Origin of the sequence: Rhizobium laguerreae (assembly GCF_002008165.1) — a bacterium.
Lineage (GTDB): Bacteria > Pseudomonadota > Alphaproteobacteria > Rhizobiales > Rhizobiaceae > Rhizobium > Rhizobium laguerreae.
The window spans coordinates 341179-363775 of sequence record NZ_MRDM01000011.1 but is presented as its reverse complement, the minus strand read 5'-3'; the positions used below and the strand labels follow the sequence as shown (position 1 = coordinate 363775).

Below are 22597 nucleotides of genomic sequence, written 5' to 3'. Positions count from 1 at the left end.
CGATTTCCCAAGGGAGGTTTGACATGACTACCAAGGCAGCAGAGGGCGCGGCTCCGCTCGCAACCCGGCAAAGGCGGCGGCGCATACCGACCGAACTCAGCATTTTTCTCGTGCTCGTCGGCATTGCGCTCATCTACGAAGTGCTCGGCTGGATATTCATCGGCCAAAGCTTTCTGATGAATTCGCAGCGTCTGACGATCATGATCCTGCAGGTCTCCGTCATCGGCATCATCGCCGTCGGCGTCACCCAGGTCATCATCACCGGCGGCATCGATCTTTCGTCGGGTTCGGTCGTCGGCATGACGGCGATGATCGCAACCAGCTTCGCCCAGTCCTCGACCTGGGGGCGAGCCGTTTTTCCATCGCTGACCGACCTGCCGGCTGTCGTGCCCATTGTCGTTGGGCTGCTGATCGGAGCGGCCGCCGGTCTCGCGAACGGCGCGCTTATCGCCTACACCAAGATCCCGCCCTTCATTGCAACGCTTGGCATGTTCGTTTCGGCGAGAGGTGTCGCGAAGTGGTATACGAAGGGACAGCCGGTTTCCGGGGTCACCGAGCAGTTTCATTTCATCGGAACGAAAGCCTGGCCGGTTGTCGTCTTCCTGGTCGTTGCACTGATCTTTCACATTGCGCTGCGCTATACGCGTTATGGAAAGTTCACCTATGCCATCGGCGCAAACCCGCAGGCTGCGCGCGTTTCCGGCATTAACATCGAGGCGCATCTTGTCAAGGTGTATGTGATTGCCGGATTGCTTGCAGGTCTTGCCGGTATCGTCACGGCGGCGCGTGCGGAAACCGCACAGGCCAGCATGGGTGTCGGATATGAACTCGACGCAATTGCCGCGACTGTCATCGGCGGCACCTCGCTCACCGGCGGCGTCGGACGCATCACCGGCACTGTCATCGGCACCATCATCCTCGGCGTCATGACCTCAGGCTTCACCTTCCTCAGGATCGACGCGTACTACCAGGAGATCGTCAAGGGCCTCATCATCGTCGCGGCTGTCGTCATCGACGTCTACAGACAGAAGAAACGCCGCAAACACTAATCTCTGGCCTGCGATGGTATTTGCGGGGGCTTCGGCCCCCGCTTCGTTTCAGCATCGACGGATTTCTAAAAAAAGAGGTGGCGAATTCCGTCAGCTTTTCTATTCTGGCCGCTTCATTCGCCCTCTACAGCGCCGCGCGTCTGAAAAGACGTACGGCGCTGTAGCACTTTGAATGCTGCATAATTTTGTTCTTAAATCGATTCCGATTTAAGGAATTAGGCAGTAGGGCAGCGCAGGAAGACAGATGCAATTCGTATTTGACGGTCACAACGACGTTCTCCTTCGACTCTGGACACATTCAAAAGACGGCAGCGACCCGATCGCGGAATTCGCAGACGGCACGACGGTCGGCCATATCGATGCGCATCGGGCTAGAGAGGGCGGTCTTTCAGGCGGTCTCTGCGCCATCTATATTCCTTCGGGCGATCTCGTCTTCGCCGATCCGGATGCCGACGGCCGCTATGTGACGCCGATGGCAGCCCCTCTCGATCCGCTGCCTTCGCTTGCCATCGCCAATGAAATGGCGGCGATCGCGCTGCGGCTCGACCAGGCCGGCGCCTGGCGGCTCTGCCGGACGGTGAAGGATATCCGTGGCGCCATGGCGGACGACATTTTCGCCGCCGTCATGCATATGGAAGGCTGCGAGGCGATCGGCGCCGATCTCTCGGCGCTCGAGGTGTTCTATGCGGCAGGGCTGCGGTCGCTCGGTCCGGTCTGGAGCCGGCACAATGTCTTCGGTCACGGCGTGCCCTTCGCCTTCCCGATGTCGCCGGACACGGCGCCGGGCCTCACCGATGCCGGCTTCGCGCTGGTCAGGGAATGCAATCGTCTCGGTATCCTGATCGACCTTGCCCATATCACCGAGAAGGGTTTCTGGGACGTGGCGAAGAAGACGGACCAGCCGCTGGTCGCCAGCCATTCCAATGCCCACGCCCTGACGCCGGTCGCGCGCAACCTGACGGACAAGCAGCTCGATGCGATCCGCGAAAGCCGCGGGCTCGTCGGCATCAATTATGCCACCGCCATGCTGCGTGCCGACGGCCGCTCGGACAGCGACACGCCGCTTACCGACATGATCCGCCACATCGACTATCTTGTGAACCGCATCGGCATCGACTGCGTGGCGCTCGGATCGGACTTCGACGGGGCCACCATTCCCGAGGAAATCGGCGATGCAGCCGGTAATCAGAAGCTGATTGCCGCTCTCAGAGAGGTTGGCTATGCTGACGCCGACCTGGCAAAACTCGCCCGTGAAAACTGGCTTCGCATCCTGGCTCAGACTTGGCGGGAGGACCACGCCTAAGCCTTTCATATCCAATCAAAAAACAGGGGAACAGACCATGATGATAACCAAACTCAGCCGCAATTTTCGCCTGCTTTCGGCGGGAGCCGCTCTTTCGCTCCTAATGATGGCCGCACCCTCGGCCTTGGCCGAGACGCCGAAGGACACGCTGGTCGAAGGCTTCGCGATCGATGACATCATCACGATGGATCCGGGCGAGGCTTTCGAGCTTTCGACGGCCGAAATCACTACCAACAGCTACAGCCTGCTCGTCCGTCTCGACATGGACGACACGTCCAAGGTGAAGGGCGATCTGGCCGAGAGCTGGAGCGTTTCCGATGACGGCCTTACCTATACGTTCAAGCTGAAGTCAGGCCTGAAATTCGCCTCCGGCAACCCAATCACCGCCGAAGACGTTGCCTGGTCGTTCGAGCGTGCCGTCAAGCTCGACAAGAGCCCGGCCTTCATCCTCACCCAATTCGGTCTGACCGGCGACAACGTCGCGGAAAAGGCCAAGGCTGCCGATGCGGGGACCTTCGTCTTCACGGTCGACAAGGCCTACGCACCGAGCTTTGTGCTCAATTGCCTGACGGCAACGGTCGCTTCCGTCGTCGACAAGAAGCTGGTGCTGGAGCATGTGAAGGCGGTGACGCCCGATGCCGAGCACAAATACGACAACGACTTCGGCAATGAATGGCTGAAGACCGGCTATGCCGGCTCCGGTGCCTATAAGATGCGCGAATGGCGCGCCAACGAAGTCGTCGTGCTGGAGCGTAACGACAATTATTATGGCGACAAGGCAAAGCTCAACCGCGTCATCTACCGCTACATGAAGGAAAGTTCGGCCCAGCGCCTGGCGCTCGAAGCCGGTGATATCGATATCGCCCGCAATCTCGAGCCGGGCGACATCGACGCGGTTTCGAAGAATCCCGATCTCGCGACAACGAGTGCGCCGAAGGGCACGATCTATTATGTCAGCCTGAACAACAAGAACGAGAACCTGAAGAAGCCGGAAGTCCAGGAAGCCTTCAAATATCTGGTCGATTACGATGCGATCGGCGCAACGCTGATCAAGGGGATCGGCGAGATCCACCAGACCTTCCTGCCGAAGGGTCAGCTCGGCGCGCTCGATGAGAATCCCTACAAACTCGATGTCGCCAAGGCCAAGGAACTGCTCGCCAAGGCCGGCGTACCCGACGGTTTCTCGATCACGATGGACGTGCGAAACAGTCAGCCGGTAACCGGTATCGCCGAATCCATGCAGCAGACGCTGGCGCAGGCCGGCGTGAAGATGGAAATCATCCCCGGCGACGGCAAGCAGACGCTGACCAAGTATCGCGCCCGTACCCATGACATGTATATCGGCCAGTGGGGCTCGGACTATTTCGATCCACATTCCAATGCCGATACCTTTACCGGCAATCCCGACAATTCCGATGCGGGCACGGTGAAGACGCTCGCGTGGCGCAACACCTGGGAAGCGCCGGAGCTCGACAAGCAAGCCAAGGCAGCACTTCTGGAGCGCGACGCCGCCAAGCGCGCCGCCATATATCAGGACATCCAGAAGAAGTATCTGGCAAACAGCCCGTTCATCTTCATCTTCCAGCAGACCGAGGTGGCTGGCTACCGCAAGAACCTGAAGGACTTCAAGCTGGGTCCGAGCTTCGACACCAATTTCGTCGGTCCGATCGCCAAGGAATAGTCCGGCAGGATTGGTCGCTTGAGCACCGTCGAAACAACGCAGGAGGCGCGGCCCCGAAAGGGCCGTGCTAGGGCCTTTGCAAAGGCGCTAGGGCGGTTTCTGTTTGCCGCCGTCACCACCTATCTCGGCCTTCTGGCCGTCACCTTCTTCATCGGCCGCGTCGTGCCGATCGATCCCGTGCTCGCCATTCTCGGCGACCGCGCGCCCAACCACGTCGTCGAGCGGGTGCGACAGGAGATGGGCTTCAACCTGCCGCTCTATCAGCAATTTTTCCTTTATATCAAAGGTGTACTGTCCGGCGATTTCGGCAATTCGGTGCTGACGACCAATCCTGTGATGGTCGATATCCGCCGGGTGCTGCCGGCGACCATCGAGCTTGCAACCCTCGGAACGATCATCGGCGCCGTTGTCGGCGTGCCGCTCGGCGTTCTTGCCGCCGTGCGGCGCGGCAGCATTGCCGACCAGATCGTGCGCGTCGTCGGCCTGATCGGTTATTCGGTGCCGATCTTCTGGCTGGCGCTGATCTCGCTCGTCATCTTCTATGCGCGACTGCGGTGGGTGGCTTTCCCCGGCCGCATCGACATTGTCTTCGAATATACGTTCACGCCGATCACCGGCCTCTACCTCTTCGACAGCGCCTGGCAGGGGCAATGGGACGTCTTCTACGATGTCTTCCGCCACATCATCCTGCCCGCCTCGCTGCTCGGCTATTTCTCGCTTGCCTATATCAGCCGTATGACGCGCAGCTTCATGCTGAACGAGCTTTCACAGGAATACATCGTTGCCGCGCGGGCCAAGGGGCTTTCGGAAACGCGTGTGATCTGGGGCCATGCGCTGCGCAATGCCGCCGTGCCGCTCGTCACCGTGATTGCACTTTCCTATGCCGGCCTGCTCGAAGGATCGGTGCTGACGGAAACCGTCTTTTCCTGGCCGGGCATCGGGCTCTACATCACCAATTCGCTGCAGAACGCCGATATGAACGCCGTGCTCGGCGGCACGATCGTCATCGGTACGGTCTTCATCGGCATCAACCTACTGTCCGATCTTCTCTACCGGACGCTCGACCCGAGGACGCGAAACCGATGACGGCCAATGCCAGCCCATCACCTGCGATGAGCCGCCGCGAATGGCTGCTCTCCGACCGGCCGCAATCACGCCTGCAAGCCCGCCTCGGCCGCACCTATGTCACCTGGCGGCAGTTCACGGCAAACAGGCTCGCCGTCGTCGGCCTGCTGATCATCGTGGCGCTGCTTTTCATCGCCGCCTTTGCCGATGTGCTCGCCACGCATAATCCCGTTGTCGGCGATCTGCGCAATGCTCGGCTGCTGCCGCCCGGCACGGGCGAGTTCTGGCTCGGTTCGGACGATCAGGGCCGTGATATCTATTCGCGGCTGATCTACGGATCGCGATTGACGCTGCTCGTCGTCGTGCTCGTTGCCGTCATCTCGGCGCCGGTCGGGCTGATTGTCGGTACGGTCTCCGGTTATGCCGGAGGCTGGGTGGATGCGACGCTGATGCGCATCACCGATATCTTCCTCGCCTTTCCGAAGCTGGTGCTGGCGCTCGCCTTCGTCGCAGCCCTCGGTCCCGGCATCCAGAACGCGATCATCGCCATCGCCATCACCTCCTGGCCGCCCTATGCCCGCATTGCGCGCGCCGAGACGCTGACGGTCCGGCGTTCCGACTATATTTCCGCGGTGAAGCTGATGGGCGCCTCGCCGCTTCGCATTATCGTGCGCCATGTCATGCCGCTCTGCATTTCCTCGCTGATCGTGCGCGTGACGCTCGACATGGCGGGCATCATCCTGACGGCGGCCGGTCTCGGTTTCCTCGGCCTGGGGGCGCAGCCGCCGCTGCCGGAATGGGGTGCGATGATCGCCTCGGGACGGCGCTTCATCCTCGATCAATGGTGGGTCGCGGCGATGCCCGGCATCGCCATCCTCATCGTCAGTCTCGGTTTCAATCTCCTCGGCGACGGCCTGCGCGACGCGCTCGATCCGAAGGAGAGCGGCCAATGACGACACTTCTGACGGTGGACAAGCTCAAGGTCAGCTATCCCACGCGCACCGGTGTGATCGAGGCCGTGCGCGGCGTCTCCTTCACGCTCGGCAAGGAAAGGCTCGGCATCGTCGGCGAATCCGGTTCCGGCAAGTCGCAGACCGGACGGGCAATCATGGGCCTGACGCCGAAACACGGCATCGTCACGGCCGACAGGCTTAATTTCAACGGCATCGATCTTATCAATGCGTCCGCAGGCGAAAGGCGCAGGCTGCGCGGCAAGCGCATCGCCATGATCCTGCAGGATCCGAAATATTCGCTCGATCCCGTCATGTCGATCGGACGGCAGATCTGCGAAACGCTGCGCACGCATGAGAAGGTCGGCAAGGCGGAGGCGCGCGATCGCGCACTCGCGATGCTGGAAGCGGTGCAGATCCGCGACCCGAAACGTGTCTTCGACCTGCATCCGCACGAGGTCTCGGGCGGCATGGGGCAGCGCGCGATGATCGCCATGATGCTGATTGCCGGGCCGGAACTGCTGATTGCCGACGAGCCGACCTCGGCGCTCGATGTGACGGTGCAACTCGACGTGCTGAGGATCATGGACAGACTGGTGTCCGAGCGCGGCATGGGGCTGATCTTCGTCTCCCATGATCTGAGGCTGGTCTCTTCCTTCTGCGATCGCGTCATCGTCATGTATGCCGGAAAGATCGTCGAGGAGCTGGCGGCGGCCGATCTCAAACATGCGCAGCATCCCTATACGCAGGGACTGCTGAACTGCATGCCCGAGATCGGCGCAAACCGCCACCCGCTGCCGGTGCTCGACCGCAAGCCGGAGTGGGCGGCATGAGCGCAGCTCTCGAGATCGACGATCTCACCGTCGTCTACGACCATTTTCATGCCTTGAAGAATGTCAGCATCACTGTCGAACGCGGCGAATCCTTTGGTCTCGTCGGCGAATCCGGCTCGGGAAAATCGACCTTGCTGCGGGCCGTTGCCGGACTGGCGCCGGTCAGCGGCGGCGCGATCAACATCGATGGCGAGCCGCTGAAAGGTTCGAAACGCAGCAAAGTCTTCTACCGGCGCGTGCAAATGGTCTTCCAGGACCCTTATGGTTCGCTGCATCCGCGCCAGACGATCGACCGGCTTCTGCTCGAACCGCTAGCAATCCATGGCATCGCCGACGGCGAGAAGCGTATCGCCCGCGCGCTTGACGAGGTCGGCCTCGGCAATGGTTTCCGTTTCCGCTACCCGCACCAGCTCTCCGGCGGCCAGCGCCAGCGCGTGGCGATCGCCCGGGCGCTGATCGTCGAACCGTCGATCCTGCTGCTTGACGAGCCGACATCGGCGCTCGACGCCTCGGTGCAGGCCGAGGTGCTGAACCTTTTGGAAGAGATCCGACGCGACCGCAGGCTCACCTTCGTGATGGTCAGCCATGACCTCGGCGTCGTCACCCATATGTGTGAAAGGCTCGCCGTGATGCGCAACGGCTTCGTCGTCGAGCGATTGAGTTCGCAGGAACTGGCGAAAGGCGCGGTTCACGAGGACTATACGAGAAATTTGATGATCGCGAGCAAGGGTTTCGTCAAAGCCTGAAAGTCAATCTTTTCAAGCCGTTGAAAAGAAAAGACCGGTGGCGGTGTTAAGGATAATGCTTCCCTAAAAGACGACCATTCAGCTAGACTATTGACAGCTGCCTCGCTTCTGTCATGATCCCGTTAACGATTGTTAGCTTTCGTGATCGATGGAGGTTGATGCATGTTCTTTCTCGGTGGGATGACCATGGGTTACCTCGATCCTCCTGTTCGAGCCGATCGCCGGGAACAGATTTCGGCGTCCATTCCTGCGGAAAAGGACCGTCGGCTGATCGAGACTTCCTCCAACCCGTCGCAGAACGAGAATGCCGTCGAGCGCTCGTTGATCTGGGCATGGCGCACGCTCTGCTAAAAGGGCTGGTTGAATTTTCTCTTCCGCTCGCTCTGGACGGAAATTTATCTCTACCTACTTGATAGAGAAAATACGAATATAAGCGCGAGCCGCACAACCGGCCGCACGAGAACAACGGAGGCGACATATGGCAGATCTGGGTATTTCGCATGCTCACGTGAACCAGTATGGTTCCGTACCGACCAAAAAGCCGCTCACCACGCGCCATAGGCTTCAGACGATACTCCATGGAGCGATCTTCACCGCAGCATTCCTGTTCGTCGTAGCCATGGTTTGCGGCGTCGTCGGATAATCCGGCGTGATCAAGCGTCGGCCGATGCCGGCGCTGCGGCGGTTTCCGCCTTTATAGAATTTCGGAACATTTCATTTGTCTCGGCACTCTCCTGACACTCGAATGTCAAAAGGAGAGTGGTCACGAGAGGCATTTTGTTATGGTTGGTTGGCATTCCGATCCCCATCATCATTCTTCTGTACTTTTTCACGCCATCTAAAACGCACCACGGCGGCCTTGATCTCAAGCGCAAGCGGCGTGGGCCACAGCCGCCCAAACCGACGCCGGACGCATGGTCAGCCGATCATCCGTCTTTCGTTTTTCTGAAAATCGAAGAGTTCTTGCATTGCCGGAACCAGGTGCCCGCATTTCGTCATTTCCACCGTCCAGACAAGCTCGCCGGGCGGCGCAGCATGCCGCTTGACTTGAATTTTCCCGAGGGTGTCCAAATTTTCGACATGGCTTTCGCAGAGAGGGTATCGATGGCCTTGATCCCGTCGGGTCAGGTCCTGAACAGGGCTTAGCCCGTATGCATCGCTCGGCCCGAGTGTCGTCCACCCGGGCTTCATCGATCTTTGAAGAATAGGGCTCCGTTCATGTAGCAGTCATGATAAGCAGTGCAAAAGGCTGAGCAAAACAGCCATAACTTTGTTTGGATCCAGAACCGAACCCATGTCTATTTCTCATCTTTCTCCGAGCCTTCCGCGCGAACCCGATATGAAGCAGATCGATCACAACGGTTCGATCCGCTCGACCTATCTTTCGATCGAGGACATCAAGGCGATGGGCGATGCGGTCGCCCGCAACGGCGTCGACAAGCTGCCGGCTTTCGCCCCCTTCGATTTCTTCGCTCGGCATAAGGAAAACGAGAAGGAAATCCTGCGCGTCTACCGGACCACGGCGACCGACGTCGAGGCCGGTGATACGATCACGCCGGCGGCAGAATGGCTGCTGGATAATCACTATATCGTCGAAGAGGCGATCCAGGAGGTGCGGCGCGACTTTCCTCGCCGCTTCTATCGCGAATTGCCGACCATGGTCGTCGGCGGCGTCGAGGTGCCGCGCACCCTCGTGCTTGCCTGGCTCTATGTCGCCCATACCCACAGCACCATCTCGCAGGAAAGTCTGACGGCGCTGGTCGACGGCTTCCAGGCCAGCGAGACGCTCAGGATCGGCGAACTCTGGGCGTTGCCCTCCCTCGTGCGCTACGTGCTCGTGGAAAATCTTCGTCGCATTTCGAGCCGTGTCGAAGCCAGCCGCCGCCTGCGTCGGCGCGCCAACGAGGCGGCCGACGAATTGGTGCGCCTTACCGATCCAGCCGCAGCGGCCGCCTATCTGAAGACGTTGGAACCGCTTGCCGAGGACAATACCTTCTCGACGCAGTTCCTCTATCGCCTGCGCGACGGCTCGCAGACGTCGAGCCTGGCGATCACCTGGCTCGATCAGCGGCTGGAAGAACTGGGCCGCAACACCGAAGAGGCGACGACGGCCGAACACAGCCGGCTCTCTTCCGGCAATGTGACGATGGGCAACATCATCCGCAGCCTTCGCGAGATCGACGATGCCGAATGGTCCGTCTGGGTCGAGCAGGTCAGCCATGTCGACAAGCTGCTCTGGGAGCATTCGGATTACGGCATCCTCGATTCCGGCTCGCGCAACAAATATCGCAAGCAGATCGAGAAGCTGGCCAAGCGCTCGCCGCTGTCGGAAATGGAAATCGCCCAGCTGGCGCTCGACATGACCGATGCCGCCAAGGCCTCCGGCGAGCCGCAGCCGCATGAACCGAATGTCGGCGGCTTCCTGTCGGGCGCGCAGCGGCCGAAGCTCGAGGCGCGGGCCAATTATCGCCCGACGGTCATCCAGCATTTCGTGCGCGCCGTGCGCCGGTTCAACTGGCTGGCGATTGCCGTGCCCGTCATGCTGCTGACGGTCATCGCCATGGCGATCGTCGGCAAGTTCATGGCGAATGCCGGCATGGGGGCGGTCGAAATCGCCCTGCTGCTGATCATGTTCTCAGTGCCAGCGTCGGAGGGCGCGACGGGTCTCTTCAACACCTTGCTGTCCTTCTTCGTGACGCCGGCGCGCCTCGTCGGCTACGAGTTCAAAGAAGGCATTCCGGAAGATGCGCGCACGCTGCTCGTCGTGCCCTGCCTGATCTCGAACCGCGACAGTGTCGACGATCACGTGCGCAATCTCGAGGTGCATTATCTCGCCAATCCGCGTGGCGAGATCTATTTCGCGATGCTCAGCGACTGGCCAGACAGCGAGGCCGAGGAAACGCCTGCCGATCTCGAGGTTCTCGATTATGCCAGGCGCGAGATCGCCAATCTCTCCGCCCGTTATGCCTATGACGGCAAGACGCGTTTCTATCTGCTGCATCGCCGCCGCCTCTACAATCCCTCGGAAGGCGTCTGGATGGGCTGGGAGCGCAAGCGCGGCAAGCTGCACGAGCTGAACATGCTTCTGCGCGGCGACCGCGACACGACCTACCTGCCGGGCGCCAATACCGTGCCGGCCAATGTGCAATATGTCATGACGCTCGATGCCGATACGCGCCTGATGCGCGATGCCGTCACCAAGCTCGTCGGCAAGCTCTATCATCCAATCAACCGCCCGGTCATCAATCCAAAAACCGGTCGCGTCGAAAGCGGCTATGGCGTGCTGCAGCCGCGTGTCACCCCGTCGCTGACGACGGGCAAGGACGCTTCGGTCTTCCAGCGCGTTTTTTCGATCAATCGCGGCCTCGATCCTTACGTCTTCACCGTTTCCGACGTCTATCAGGATCTCGCCGGCGAAGGCACCTTCACCGGCAAGGGCCTTTACCATGTCGACGCCTTCGAAGCGTCGCTGAAGGGCCGGATCGACGAGAACTCCGTGCTCAGCCACGATCTTCTCGAAGGTTCGATGGCGCGTTGCGCGCTCGTCACCGATCTCGAACTGGTGGAGGATTTCCCGATCCGCTACGAGGTGGAAACCTCGCGCCAGCATCGCTGGGCGCGTGGCGACTGGCAGCTTCTCCCCTACATGTTCAATCCGAAATACGGCGTCACGGCACTCGGCCGCTGGAAGATGTTCGACAATCTGCGCCGCTCACTGACGCCGATCGCCTGGTTCTTCGCCTCCGTGCTCGGCTGGTATTTCATGGATCCGCTCGGCGCACTCATCTGGCAGATTCTGCTGATCTTCTGCCTTTTCGTCGCGCCGACGTTGTCGCTCATCAACGGCATCATCCCGCGCACCAGCGATATCATCGCCCGCGCTCATCTCTATACGGTCTGGTCCGATATCACCGCTGCCAATGCGCAGGTTGCGCTGCGCATCGTCTTCATCGCCGATTCGGCTTGCATGATGGCGGATGCGATCGGCCGTTCGCTCTACCGCCTGTTCGTCAGCCGCAAGCTGATGCTGCAGTGGCGGACCGCCGCCAGCGTCCAGGCCGGCGGCCAGGGCACGCTGATCTCCTATTACAAGGCGATGTGGCATGCACCGGTGCTGGCGCTGCTGGCGCTTGGTTTTGCTGCCCTTCCAGGCGACAACGCCTTCCTCGTCGGCATTCCCTTCGCGCTGCTGTGGATCCTGTCGCCTGTCGTCGCCTGGTATGTCAGCCAGTCGGCGGAGACCGAGGACCGGCTCGAGGTCGCCGATTCCGTGTCGAGCGAACTGCGCAAGATCGCCCGGCGCACCTGGCGTTATTTCGAGACTTTCACGACGGCCGAACAGAATTATCTGCCGCCGGACAATATCCAGGAAACGCCGCATGTGATCGTCGCGGCGCGCACCTCGCCGACCAATATCGGCGTCTATCTGCTTTCCGTCGTTTCCGGCCGGCATTTCGGCTGGTTCTCCTTCGAGGAGACGCTCGAGCGGATGGAGCAGACGATCGCGACGATCGACAAAATGGAGAAATTCCGCGGTCACCTGTTCAACTGGTACCACACCGATACGCTGCAGACGCTTGGCCCCCGTTACGTCTCGGCCGTCGACAGCGGCAATCTCGCCGGCCATCTGATCGCCATTTCGTCGGCCTGCCGCAACTGGGCGGAGGCGCCGTCCGCACATATGCAGGGCAATCTCGACGGCGTCGGCGACACGGCCGGCATTCTCGGCGAAGTGCTGGCGGACCTGCCCGACGATCGCAAGACCGTGCGCCCGCTGCGCCGACGCCTGGAGGAGCGCATCGTCGGCTTCCAGAACGCACTCGCCGCAGTCAAGCGCGAGCACGAATTCGCCTCCATCCGTATCATCAACCTCGCCGTTCTCGCGCGCGACATCGAGAAGCTCGCCGCCAATCTCGACCATGAGGTCAAGTCGAAGCAGAGCGAAGAGGTCACCTTGTGGGCGGCATCGCTGGTGAAGGTCTGCGAGGCGCATATTTCCGACAGCACGTTCGATCTTTCCAAGGTCGATGCGCTGAGGCCGCGCCTGGTGGCGCTGCGCGACAAGGCGCGCGATCTCGCCTTCTCGATGGATTTCGGCTTCCTGTTCCGGCCAGAGCGGCGTCTGCTGTCGATCGGCTATCGCGTCGAAAGCGGTGAACTCGACCAGGCCTGCTACGACCTTCTCGCCTCGGAATGCCGCCTGACCAGCCTCTTCGGCATAGCCAAGGGTGATCTGCCGACGGAACACTGGTACCGCCTCGGCCGCCAGGTCGTGCCTGTGGGGTCACGCGGCGCGCTGGTTTCCTGGTCCGGCTCGATGTTCGAATATCTGATGCCGCCGCTCGTCATGCAGGAGCGCGGCGGGGGTATTCTCAATCAGACCAACAATCTGGTCGTCGTCGAGCAGATGAATTACGCCCGCAAGCTCGGTATTCCCTGGGGCATTTCGGAAGCGGCCTTCAATGCCCGTGACCACAACCTCAATTATCAGTACACGAATTTCGGCGTGCCGACGCTCGGCCTGAAGCGTGGCCTCGGCCACAATGCCGTCATCGCGCCTTACGCCTCGCTGCTCGCCGCCCAGTACGACCCGCCAGGCGCGCTTGAAAACCTGCAGAGGCTGCGCAAGGTCGGTGCGCTCGGCAAGTTCGGCTTCCATGACGCCGTCGACTTCACGCCGACGCGCGTGCCGGAAGGCAAGAAATGCGCGGTGGTCTACAATTATTATGCCCACCATCACGGCATGTCGATCGCGGCGGTCGCCAACGTCGCCTTCAATGGTCATCTGCGCGAGCTCTTCCACTCCGATCCCGTCATCGAGGCAGCGGAGCTGCTGCTGCAGGAAAAGGCGCCGCGCGACATTCCCGTCATGAGCGGTAAGCATGAATCCGACACGCCGGCCAGCATCCAGGACGATCTCCTGCGGCCGGAGATCAGGAAGATCAGCGATCCGGCGTCGCGCGACCGCGAACTCGTGTTCCTGTCGAACGGCCATTATTCGCTGATGCTGACGGCGACGGGCGCCGGTTATTCCCGCTGGAACGGCCTTGCCGTTTCGCGCTGGAAAGCCGATCCGACCGAAGACCGCTGGGGAAGCTTCATCTTCCTGCGGGACACCGCCACCAATGAATGGTGGTCGACGACATCGGAGCCGAAGGGTGTCGAGGGCGAAAAGATCAAGGTCGAATTCGCCGACGAGAAGGCGCAGTTCACAAAGATCGTCGGCGACCTCACCAGCGAGGTGGAGTGCATCATTGCGACCGAGCATGATGCCGAGGCCCGCCGCGTCACCCTGCTCAACATGGGCACGGAAGACCGTTTCATCGAGGTCACCTCCTACCTCGAACCGGTGATCACCTCCGACGATACCGACAGTGCGCATCCGGCATTCGCCCGCATGTTCGTCAAGACAGAGATCGGCAAGCGCGGCGACGTCATCCGCGCCGAACGCAACAAGCGCGATCCGAACGAGCCGAACATCAGCATCGCCCATCTGATCGTCGACAATGCCGGGGATACCCGCCATACCGAATTCGAAACCGACCGGCGCAAGTTCATCGGCCGTGGCCGCAGCCTTGCCGATGCGGCGGCCTTCGATCCGGGTGCGACACTTTCCGGCAGCGACGGCTTCATGCTCGATGCCGTCATGTCGTTGCGCCGCACCGTCCGCGTACCGGCCGGCAAGAAAGTCAGCGTGATCTTCTGGACGATCGCGGCGCCGAGCCGCGACGAAGTCGACAAGGCGGTCAATCGCTACCGTCATCCCGACGCCTTCACCCATGAGCTCGTCCAGGCCTGGACACGCACGCAGGTGCAGATGCGCCATGTCGGCGTCACCTCGCAGCAGGCGGCGGCCTTCCAGCATCTCGGACGCTACCTCGTCTATCCCGACATGCAGCTGCGCAAGGACGAGGCGACCGTCGAGGCCGGCCTGCAGTCGCAATCGGCGCTCTGGCCGCTGGCGATCTCCGGTGACTTCCCGATCTTCACGCTGCGCGTCAACGACGACATGGATCTCGATATCGCCCGCGAAGCGCTGCTGGCGCAGGAATATCTGCGCTCGCGCGGCGTCACCGCCGATCTCGTGATCATGAACGAACGCGCCTCCTCCTATGCGCAGGACATGCAACACGCCCTCGACGCCATGTGCGAGAACGTGCGCCGCGTAGGCCAGGCCGATGGCTTGCGCCAGCATATCTTCGCGGTTCGCCAGGACCTGATGGAGGAAGCCACCTATCATGCGCTGATTGCGGCTTCCCGCGTCACCCTGCATGCGAAGAACGGCAAGGTGGTCGACCAGATCAACCGCGCCGTCGCGCTATTCGCACCCTCCAAGGAGGAGTTGCAGGAGATGGAACGGGCCGAGCGCAACAAGGCCCCCGTCAAGCGTGTTGCGCCGGTGCCGCCACCTGTCGTGCCCGCCGTCGTCATCGAGGAGGAAGGCGATCTCGACTTCTGGAACGGCATTGGCGGCTTTGCCCGCGACGGACGCGAATATGTCGTTCGGCTGCCAGGAGGTCATGCGACGCCGCAGCCCTGGATCAATGTCATTTCCAACGACAGCTTCGGCTTCCACGTGTCGGCCGAGGGCTCGGGCTTCACCTGGAGCGTCAATTCGCGCGACTATCAGCTGACCTCCTGGTCGAACGACACCGTGGTCAACCGTTCGGGAGAGGCGTTCTATCTCACCGATCTCGACAGCGGTGCCGTCATGACGCCGTTCGCAGCGCTTTCCCGCAGACCGGACATTCGTTTCGAAGCCCGCCACGGGCTCGGTTATTCCGTCTTCTCCAGTGTTCAGCACGATATCGCGCTGGAGCTGACGCAGACGATCGATCGCGAAAAGCCGGTGAAACTGCAGCGCCTGCGCCTGCGCAACACCGGTTCGGCCAGCCGCAAGCTGCGTCTCTACGGTTATGTCGAATGGATCCTCGGCAGCAATCCGGCACGCACGGTGCCTTTCATCCTGTCGAGCCATGACGAGGAGACGGGGGCGCTGTTTGCCACCAACCCCTACAGCATCGATTTTTCCAACCGCACTGCCTTCTTTGCGGCGAGCGAGACGGTTTCGAGCTTCTCGGCAAGCCGGCGCGAATTCATCGGCAAGGCGGGGACCATCCAGGCACCGCAGGCCGTCATCTCCGCCGCCACCCTTTCCGGCGCGACGGAACTCGACGGTGATCCGGCCGCGGCGCTTGCAATCGACATCGAGCTCGGCGCCGGCGAGGAGCGCGACTTCACCTTCTTCCTCGGCGATACGCTGACGGATGAAGAAGCGCGCACTGTTATCGCCGATATCCGCAAGGCTTCGTTCGACGAGACCGTCGAGACAAACCGCGCCTTCTGGCGGGATTTCACCGGCAGGCTGCAGATATCGACGCCGGATCGCGGGATGAACAATCTCGTCAACACCTGGCTACCGTATCAGAGCCTCGGCTGCCGCATCATGGCCCGTACCGCCTTCTACCAGGCAAGCGGCGCCTTCGGCTTCCGCGACCAGCTGCAGGACACGCTGGCCTTCGTGCTGCACGAACCCTCGCTTGCCCGCCGGCAGATCCTGAATGCCGCTTCGCGGCAATTCCGCGAAGGCGATGTACAGCATTGGTGGCTGCCCGGAACGGGTGCCGGCGTGCGCACGCTGATCTCGGACGATGTCGTCTGGCTCGCTTACGCGATCCATCACTATTGCAGCGTCACCGGCGACAAAGACGTCCTCGACGAGGAGATCGGCTTCCTGGAAGGGCCGGCACTGCTCGAAGGCCAGCACGACTCATTCTACAAGCCGGAGATTTCCGAGGATAAGGCGACCGTCTACGAACACGCGGCGCTGGCGCTCGATCTCGCCATCGCCCGCAAGGGGGCCAACGGCCTGCCGCTGTTCCTCGGCGGCGACTGGAACGACGGCATGAACCGCGTTGGCATCGCCGGGCGCGGCACCAGCGTCTGGCTCGGCTGGTTCCTGGCGGGTGCACTGCGCTCCTTCATTCCCTATGCCGAAGAGCGCGGCGACACGGTCCGCGCAGAGCGCTGGGCGGCGCATCTTACCGAGCTCAAGAAGGCGCTCGAAACTGCGGCCTGGGATGGCGGATACTATCGCCGCGGCACGTTCGACGACGGTACGCTGCTTGGCTCAAGGGAGAGCCCTGAATGCCGGATCGATTCGATTGCGCAGTCCTGGAGCGTTTTGTCCGGCGAGGGCGATCCGGCCCGCGCCGTCACGGCGATGGATGCCGTGCTCGATCAGCTGGTTGACGAGGATGCCCGCATCATCCGGCTGTTCACGCCGCCTTTCGTCAATTCCGCCAGGGATCCCGGCTATATCAAGGCTTATCCGCCGGGTGTGCGTGAAAACGGCGGGCAATATACCCATGCCGCGACCTGGGTGGTGATGGCGCTGGCGGAGCTGAAGCGGGGTGACGATGCCTTCCGCTGCTTCCAGATCCTCAACCCGATCACCCACGCGTTCGACAAGGCTTCAGCGGAGCAATACCGCGTCGAACCCTATGTCGTGGCGGCTGACGTCTACGGCCATGATCCCTATGCGTCGCGCGGCGGCTGGACCTGGTATACCGGGTCTGCCGGCTGGCTCTACCGCGCCGCCGTCGAGGGCATCCTCGGTATCCGGCTGAGGGACGGCCGGCTCTATGTGCGCCCGTCGCTCCCTTCGGAATGGGACGGTTTTGCGGCAGAGGTAGAGCAAGGCGGCGGCAAATACCGCATTTCGGTCTCAAAAGCGTCCAATGACAGCGGCTACACTCTGTCGATCAACGGCTGCGAAGTCACCGATCCCGAAGAGGGATATCCGCTCGGATAACAGCGTTCTCCACGCTGAAAAACACGGCGATTCGCGATGGCCAAAAGGGAACCCTTTTGGCCATCGTCGCGTTTGCAAATCGGATAATAAGGAGAAACCCATGGCAAGCACGCCGACCGAAGCCATCGTCGCCGGGCGCAATTCCCTATCCGCAGCTGCGCCGGTGCGTGACACCAGGCTCGACGTCTTGCGCGGCGTGGCCCTGATCATGATCTTCATCAATCATGTTCCCGGACAGATCTTCGAATATGTCACGACGAAGAATTTTGGTTTCTCCGATGCCGCCGAAGCCTTCGTGCTGATCTCGGGTATTGCCGTCGGCCTTGCCTACGGGTCCCGCTTCCAGCCGGGCAGCCGGCTCACAGTGGCGATCAAGGCGGTAAAGCGCGCCTTCACGCTCTATCTCGCCCATATGATCACCACCTTCATGACGCTGGCGCTCTTCATCTGCGGTGCCTGGCTGTTCCATCGGCCGGGATTGCTGGTTGAAATCAATATCCTGGCGGTTCTGATGAACCTGAAGGAAGGCATTCCGGCGCTGCTCCTGCTCGGCCACCAGATCGGATACAACAATATCCTGCCGATGTACGGCGCGCTGATGCTGATGGTGCCGATCATCCTGCTGTTGAATGCGCGCAGCCCGTGGCTGGCGCTCGGCGTCTCGGCTGCGGTCTGGCTGCTTGCGGGCATCTACCAGGTGGCGCCGCACAACATGCTGATTGAAGACTACTGGTTCCTCAATCCGCTTTCCTGGCAGTTCCTGTTTTCGATCGGCATCGTCTCGATGCTGCATATCAAGCGCGGCGGCACGATCCCGCGCCATCCGCTGCTACTTGCGGCCGCTGCCGGTTACGTCATGTTGTCCTTCATCTGGGTCACCGGCCATCTCTGGATCTGGGGCAATTCGCTGGCGGCCCTCGGCCTGCCGACTGTTATCACCGGTTTCGACAAGACCTTCCTGTCACTGCCGCGGCTGCTGCATGTGCTGGCACTGACCTATCTCGTCATCAGCATCCCGGCGCTGTCACGCATCCTGCGCCGTCCTGCGGACCATCCGCTGACGATCCTCGGCCGCCATTCGCTGAACATCTTCGTCGCCGGCACGATCCTCGCCATGATCGGCCAGGTGGTGCTCTACATCACCAACAAGGATCAGCTGGCCGGTCCGCTCGTCGTGATTGCAGGGATCGCGATACAATTTGCCTATGCCTATTATCTCGAGCGCAAACGCCAGCAGGGCAAGGTCAAGGGGAAACTTGTGGCCGATACCGCCACGATTCCCGTTCCCGTCCGCATTGGCGGGACGGCGAATGCCTATCGCCAGAACGATCGAAAATAGGGCTTGGACTTTCCCAACATGAAGGAGCCGGTGGCCGATGGCCGCCGGCTCAATTTTTATGTACGAGGATGTTCACCAACTTGCCGAAGGGATCGCGCACATAAAAGCGCCTGACGCCCCAAGGCTCGTCGGCCGGGCCGTACTCGATCGGGAAGCCTGAGGCCGACATCGCCGCGAAAGCAGCATCGAGGTCGTCGACCTCGATCGAGAGGTCGGGCACCGGCGTTCCGGAGCCGCCTTCGTTGGCAATGCTCAGCTGAACGTTCATCGAGCGCGCGGCGCCGAATGTCGTGATCCAGCCGTGATCCATGATGACGTCAAGACCGAGGATATCCTGATAGAAGCGCCGGGCCGGGTTGATATCCGGTGCCTGGATGTTGGCGACGATGCGCAGGACCTTCATGCGGTTCTCCCTGGATGCTCGGCGGCGGGAGGATGATAGGGAGGATCGGCGGTGTGATCAATTAGTCTGGCCTAGATCGGAAAGGCTGTACCGTGTGCCCCCCCTCTGCCCTGCCGGGCATCTCCCCCACAGGTGGGGAGATCACAAGTGGCTTGACCTTCCCGCCATCTATCGTTTCGCCGTCCTGGACGCTCATTGTTGGGGGAGGCCAGTGCGCCCAGCCGATCTCCCCACCTGTGGGGGAGATGCCCGGCAGGGCAGAGGGGGTGCGGCACGGCATGACTAAGTATTTTGGCAGAGCCCAAGAAAGACCAAAGAGCGTATCACACAGCACGACGCTATCGGAGCAAACAAAAAAGGCCGGAAGGAGTTACCCTTCCGGCCTTATCTTGAACCCAAACCGATCAGGCGGCTTCGGTGGTATGGGCCTTGCGGACCTCTTCGTCCGTCAGGATGCCGCTGGCGCGCAGCAGGGCGGCGAAGCGGCCGTTGCTGTGGCTGAGTTCGTCGAAGCTGCCCTGTTCGACGACGCGGCCGTCATCCAGGAAGAGCACCATATCGGCTTCGCGGACCGTCGACAGGCGGTGGGCGATGATGAAGGTGGTGCGATTCTCACGCAGATTGTCGATCGCGGCCTTGACGCGGGCTTCGGTTTCGACGTCGAGCGCCGAGGTCGCCTCGTCGAGCACCAGGATCGGCGCGTCCTTGAGGATGGCGCGGGCGATCGCGATGCGCTGGCGCTCGCCGCCGGAGAGCTTGTTGCCGCGTTCACCGACATGCGTATCGTAGCGATCCTCACGGGTCTCGATGAAATCGGCAGCGGCGGCGGCTTCGGCCGCACGGCGCATTTCCTCTTCGCTGGCGCCCTCGCGGCCAAGGCGGATATTGTCGCTGATCGAACGGTTCAGCAGGCCCGCATCCTGGAAGACGGTGGCGATGTGGCGACGCAGCGACTTGCGGGTCACCTTGGTGATATCGGTGCCATCGACGAGGATCTTGCCGCCCTGGGCGTCGTAGACACGCTGCAGCAGGTTGACGAGCGTCGTCTTGCCGGCGCCGGTCGGGCCGACGATCGCGACCGTCTGGCCTGCCTTCACCGAGAAGGAGACATTGTGCAGGCCCTGTGAGCTGTTGCCGAAGCCGAAGGAGACGTCGCGGAATTCGATCGCACCCTTGACGTCCTTGATTTCTCCGTTGCCGGCAGGCTCTTCACGTTCACGCACCGAGTCTTCAAGCGTATAGAATTCCTCGAGTTTGGAACGGGCCTCGAAAATCTGCGTAGCGAACTGGCGCATCAGGTCGAGACGGCCGATCAGCAGGTTGGCAAAGCCGATGAAGGCGATGACGTCGCCGACGCGCAGCTGGCCGGCCTGGACGAGCATGGTGCCGATGATCAGGACCACCATCATCGCGATGGTCGACGCCATGCGGTTCAGTGCGCTGGCGATCGCCCACCAGTCGAGCACCGGATACTGAGCTTCGAGCAGACGGTCGGCAAAGGATTTCAGCGCCCTGGTTTCGGCCTCGATGCGGTTATAGCTGTGCAGGACCGAAACGTTGCTGATCGAGTCGCTGACATGCGAGAAGACGGTATGATAATGGTTCTCGACCGAAGCCTGGCCGTCCTTGGTGCGGCTCATGACGACGCGGCCGATCAGCCAGTAGGCGATGGCGAGCACCATGAGCACGGCGGAAAGGCGCAGGTCCATCGACATTGCGGTCGGTATCAGAAGAGCAAGCGCGATGACCGTCGACAGGTGGTTGCGCATGAATTCCAGCCAGAGGCCGAACAGCGTCTCGCAGGCGCGCAGCAATGTGTGCAGCGCGTTGGAGGTGCCGCGCTGATGGTGCCAGCCAAGCGGCATGGAAATGATGCGGCCGAAGGCTTCCGTCAACAGCGTCGCCCGCCGGCCATGGGCCAGCCGGTCGGCCTCGCGCGCCACCAGAACGAAGGCGATGGTGTTGAAGACGGCGAAAGTCGCCCACATGAAGAGGATGGGCTTGACCTCACCCTTGCCCGAAATCGCATCGATGATACGACCGAACAGGATCGGCTCCGCGATAGTGATCGTCGCAAGAACAATGTTTGCGACAACGACCAGGGATACGCGCAGCTTGTAGGCGCCAAGATAGCGCAGAGCTCTTGCATAGACCTTGAATAGCGTCACGTCGAACCTCTTGTGCATCTGCGAAAACGGGATGATGCGATGCTACAAAAGGCTACCTGAACGGGCGATTAACGGAGTGTTCAGCGTTCGACCGATGTGACGATTGATACGATTGTATTATTGCAGGACCCAACGAGATGGCCATGGCACAGAAATAGCCGTTCGGCTATATCTCGCGACAATTTGCGCTTGCATTTTATTAAATGTTTAGCGCAGCATTAAATTACAGACTGCATTTATTGAAGACCGTTTCGCGACCAGTTTGACCAGCCGCCGACGGCCTCATGCGGGCATCAGGTCCGGGCAAGGGGCATTTTTGTGAAAATTAATTCGTTAATTCAATTGCTTGTAATTCTGGAAGAATGTTCAAACCCTGAAGCTGTCATCACCGAAATGCAGCAGATCCTCCGCGGTTGCGGCTTCGAATATTACGGTCTGCTGCGCCATGTCCCGCAGAGCCCGGTGCAGCAGAATCCGGAGCCCTGGGCTGCGGCGCTTGCCGGCCGCTGGCCGGAGCAATGGCCGCAGATATATGCCGCAAAAAAATATGCGCTGATTGATCCGATGGTGCGCTATCTCGCTCATGCGCAGCGGCCCTTCCGCTGGCGGGAGGCGATGGCGGCCTTCCACAAGGACGCACATCAGCGCCGCATGGAGCAGATGATGGTCGATGCCTTCGGTCATGGACTGGAGGATGGCTACATCTTTCCCATCCACGGACGCAACGGCATTCTCGCCAGCCTTAGCCTCGCCGGCAAGCCGATCGAGCTGTCGCCGGTGGAAATCGCATTGCTGGAGGCGGTGGCGCGCAAGGCCTTCTGGCGGTTGCTCGATCTGAAAGGTGAGGCGCAGGCACTGGAGACCGTGCTGCCGGCCGACACGCCGCTGACGCGGCGCGAGATGGAAATCCTGCATTATCTGGCCGAAGGCATGACTTCGATGGAGATCAGCAAGATGCTGAAGATCTCAAACCACACCGTCGACTGGTATATGAACGGCTTGCAGGACAAGCTGAAGGCGAAAAACAGGCAGCAGGCGGTAGCGCTTGCCTTCCGTCATGGCCTGATAAGTTAGAGCAATTCCGCTTCTCATTGAAGCGAAACCGCTCTGCTTTTTACTTTTTACGCAAGTCCGGACGGAAGCCGCTTTCGCACTTTTCCTGGAATTGCTTCAGCATGTCGAAAAATTGCATTTCGCAGTCGCAAGATAAATTGAACTTTCTGTGACAAGAAGTTAAGAATTTCCT

The 22597-nt window shown here is 61.0% G+C and carries 15 protein-coding genes; 13 read left to right on the top strand and 2 right to left on the bottom strand.

What is annotated here, in order from left to right; all coding sequences use genetic code 11:
* Positions 1 to 23: 23 nt before the first annotated feature.
* The 12 genes from BS630_RS14255 to BS630_RS14205 all read left to right on the top strand — a co-directional run bounded on the left by BS630_RS14255 (position 24) and on the right by BS630_RS14205 (position 18780).
* On the top strand, positions 24 to 1049 hold the full coding sequence (locus BS630_RS14255; protein WP_025396438.1) for an ABC transporter permease: 1026 nt from the start codon (positions 24 to 26) through the stop codon (positions 1047 to 1049).
* Positions 1050 to 1293: 244 nt separating this feature from the next.
* Positions 1294 to 2352 (top strand): dipeptidase, encoded by a 1059-nt coding sequence (locus tag BS630_RS14250; RefSeq protein WP_077977965.1) that lies wholly within the window; start codon positions 1294 to 1296, stop codon positions 2350 to 2352.
* A 37-nt stretch (positions 2353 to 2389) separates the two neighbouring features.
* Positions 2390 to 4033, top strand: a complete 1644-nt coding sequence (locus tag BS630_RS14245; protein WP_077977964.1) for an ABC transporter substrate-binding protein — start codon at positions 2390 to 2392, stop codon at positions 4031 to 4033.
* A gap of 18 nt (positions 4034 to 4051) precedes the next feature.
* Positions 4052 to 5119, top strand: a complete 1068-nt coding sequence (locus tag BS630_RS14240; protein WP_077977963.1) for an ABC transporter permease — start codon at positions 4052 to 4054, stop codon at positions 5117 to 5119.
* Complete coding sequence (locus tag BS630_RS14235; protein WP_025396434.1) at positions 5116 to 6051, top strand: ABC transporter permease; 936 nt, start codon at positions 5116 to 5118, stop codon at positions 6049 to 6051. The genes BS630_RS14240 and BS630_RS14235 overlap by 4 nt, the downstream gene beginning before the upstream one ends.
* Positions 6048 to 6881 carry an ABC transporter ATP-binding protein gene (locus BS630_RS14230; protein WP_025396433.1) on the top strand — a complete coding sequence of 278 codons (834 nt, stop codon included), beginning with the start codon at positions 6048 to 6050 and terminating at the stop codon, positions 6879 to 6881. The genes BS630_RS14235 and BS630_RS14230 overlap by 4 nt, the downstream gene beginning before the upstream one ends.
* Positions 6878 to 7627 carry an ABC transporter ATP-binding protein gene (locus BS630_RS14225; RefSeq protein WP_077977961.1) on the top strand — a complete coding sequence of 250 codons (750 nt, stop codon included), beginning with the start codon at positions 6878 to 6880 and terminating at the stop codon, positions 7625 to 7627. The genes BS630_RS14230 and BS630_RS14225 overlap by 4 nt, the downstream gene beginning before the upstream one ends.
* A 162-nt stretch (positions 7628 to 7789) precedes the next feature.
* The gene (locus tag BS630_RS14220; protein WP_020052143.1) at positions 7790 to 7978 is read left to right on the top strand and encodes a hypothetical protein; all 189 of its coding nucleotides are present in this window, start codon (positions 7790 to 7792) and stop codon (positions 7976 to 7978) included.
* A gap of 127 nt (positions 7979 to 8105) precedes the next feature.
* Complete coding sequence (locus tag BS630_RS37350) at positions 8106 to 8270, top strand: hypothetical protein (protein ID WP_164902892.1); 165 nt, start codon at positions 8106 to 8108, stop codon at positions 8268 to 8270.
* 134 nt (positions 8271 to 8404) lie between these two features.
* A complete protein-coding gene (locus tag BS630_RS14215; protein ID WP_132611094.1) occupies positions 8405 to 8773 on the top strand; it encodes a hypothetical protein in 369 nt (122 codons plus the stop codon).
* 148 nt (positions 8774 to 8921) lie between these two features.
* The gene (locus BS630_RS14210) at positions 8922 to 17441 is read left to right on the top strand and encodes a glycoside hydrolase family 94 protein (protein WP_077977955.1); all 8520 of its coding nucleotides are present in this window, start codon (positions 8922 to 8924) and stop codon (positions 17439 to 17441) included.
* Positions 17442 to 17541: 100 nt separating this feature from the next.
* Entirely contained in the window at positions 17542 to 18780 is a 1239-nt protein-coding gene (locus BS630_RS14205) for an OpgC family protein (protein WP_077977952.1), read from the top strand.
* Positions 18781 to 18829: 49 nt separating this feature from the next.
* Here BS630_RS14205 and BS630_RS14200 read toward each other — a convergent pair whose 3' ends face one another.
* Together BS630_RS14200 and BS630_RS14195 are read right to left on the bottom strand one after the other, a co-directional pair.
* Complete coding sequence (locus BS630_RS14200; protein WP_077977950.1) at positions 18830 to 19183, bottom strand: VOC family protein; 354 nt, start codon at positions 19181 to 19183, stop codon at positions 18830 to 18832.
* A gap of 404 nt (positions 19184 to 19587) precedes the next feature.
* Positions 19588 to 21351, bottom strand: coding sequence for a glucan ABC transporter ATP-binding protein/ permease (locus tag BS630_RS14195; RefSeq protein WP_077978083.1), 1764 nt, complete (start codon positions 21349 to 21351; stop codon positions 19588 to 19590).
* A 318-nt stretch (positions 21352 to 21669) separates the two neighbouring features.
* Between BS630_RS14195 and BS630_RS14190 the strand changes: the two genes are divergently transcribed.
* Positions 21670 to 22425, top strand: a complete 756-nt coding sequence (locus tag BS630_RS14190) for a helix-turn-helix transcriptional regulator (protein WP_077977945.1) — start codon at positions 21670 to 21672, stop codon at positions 22423 to 22425.
* Positions 22426 to 22597: the final 172 nt, after the last annotated feature.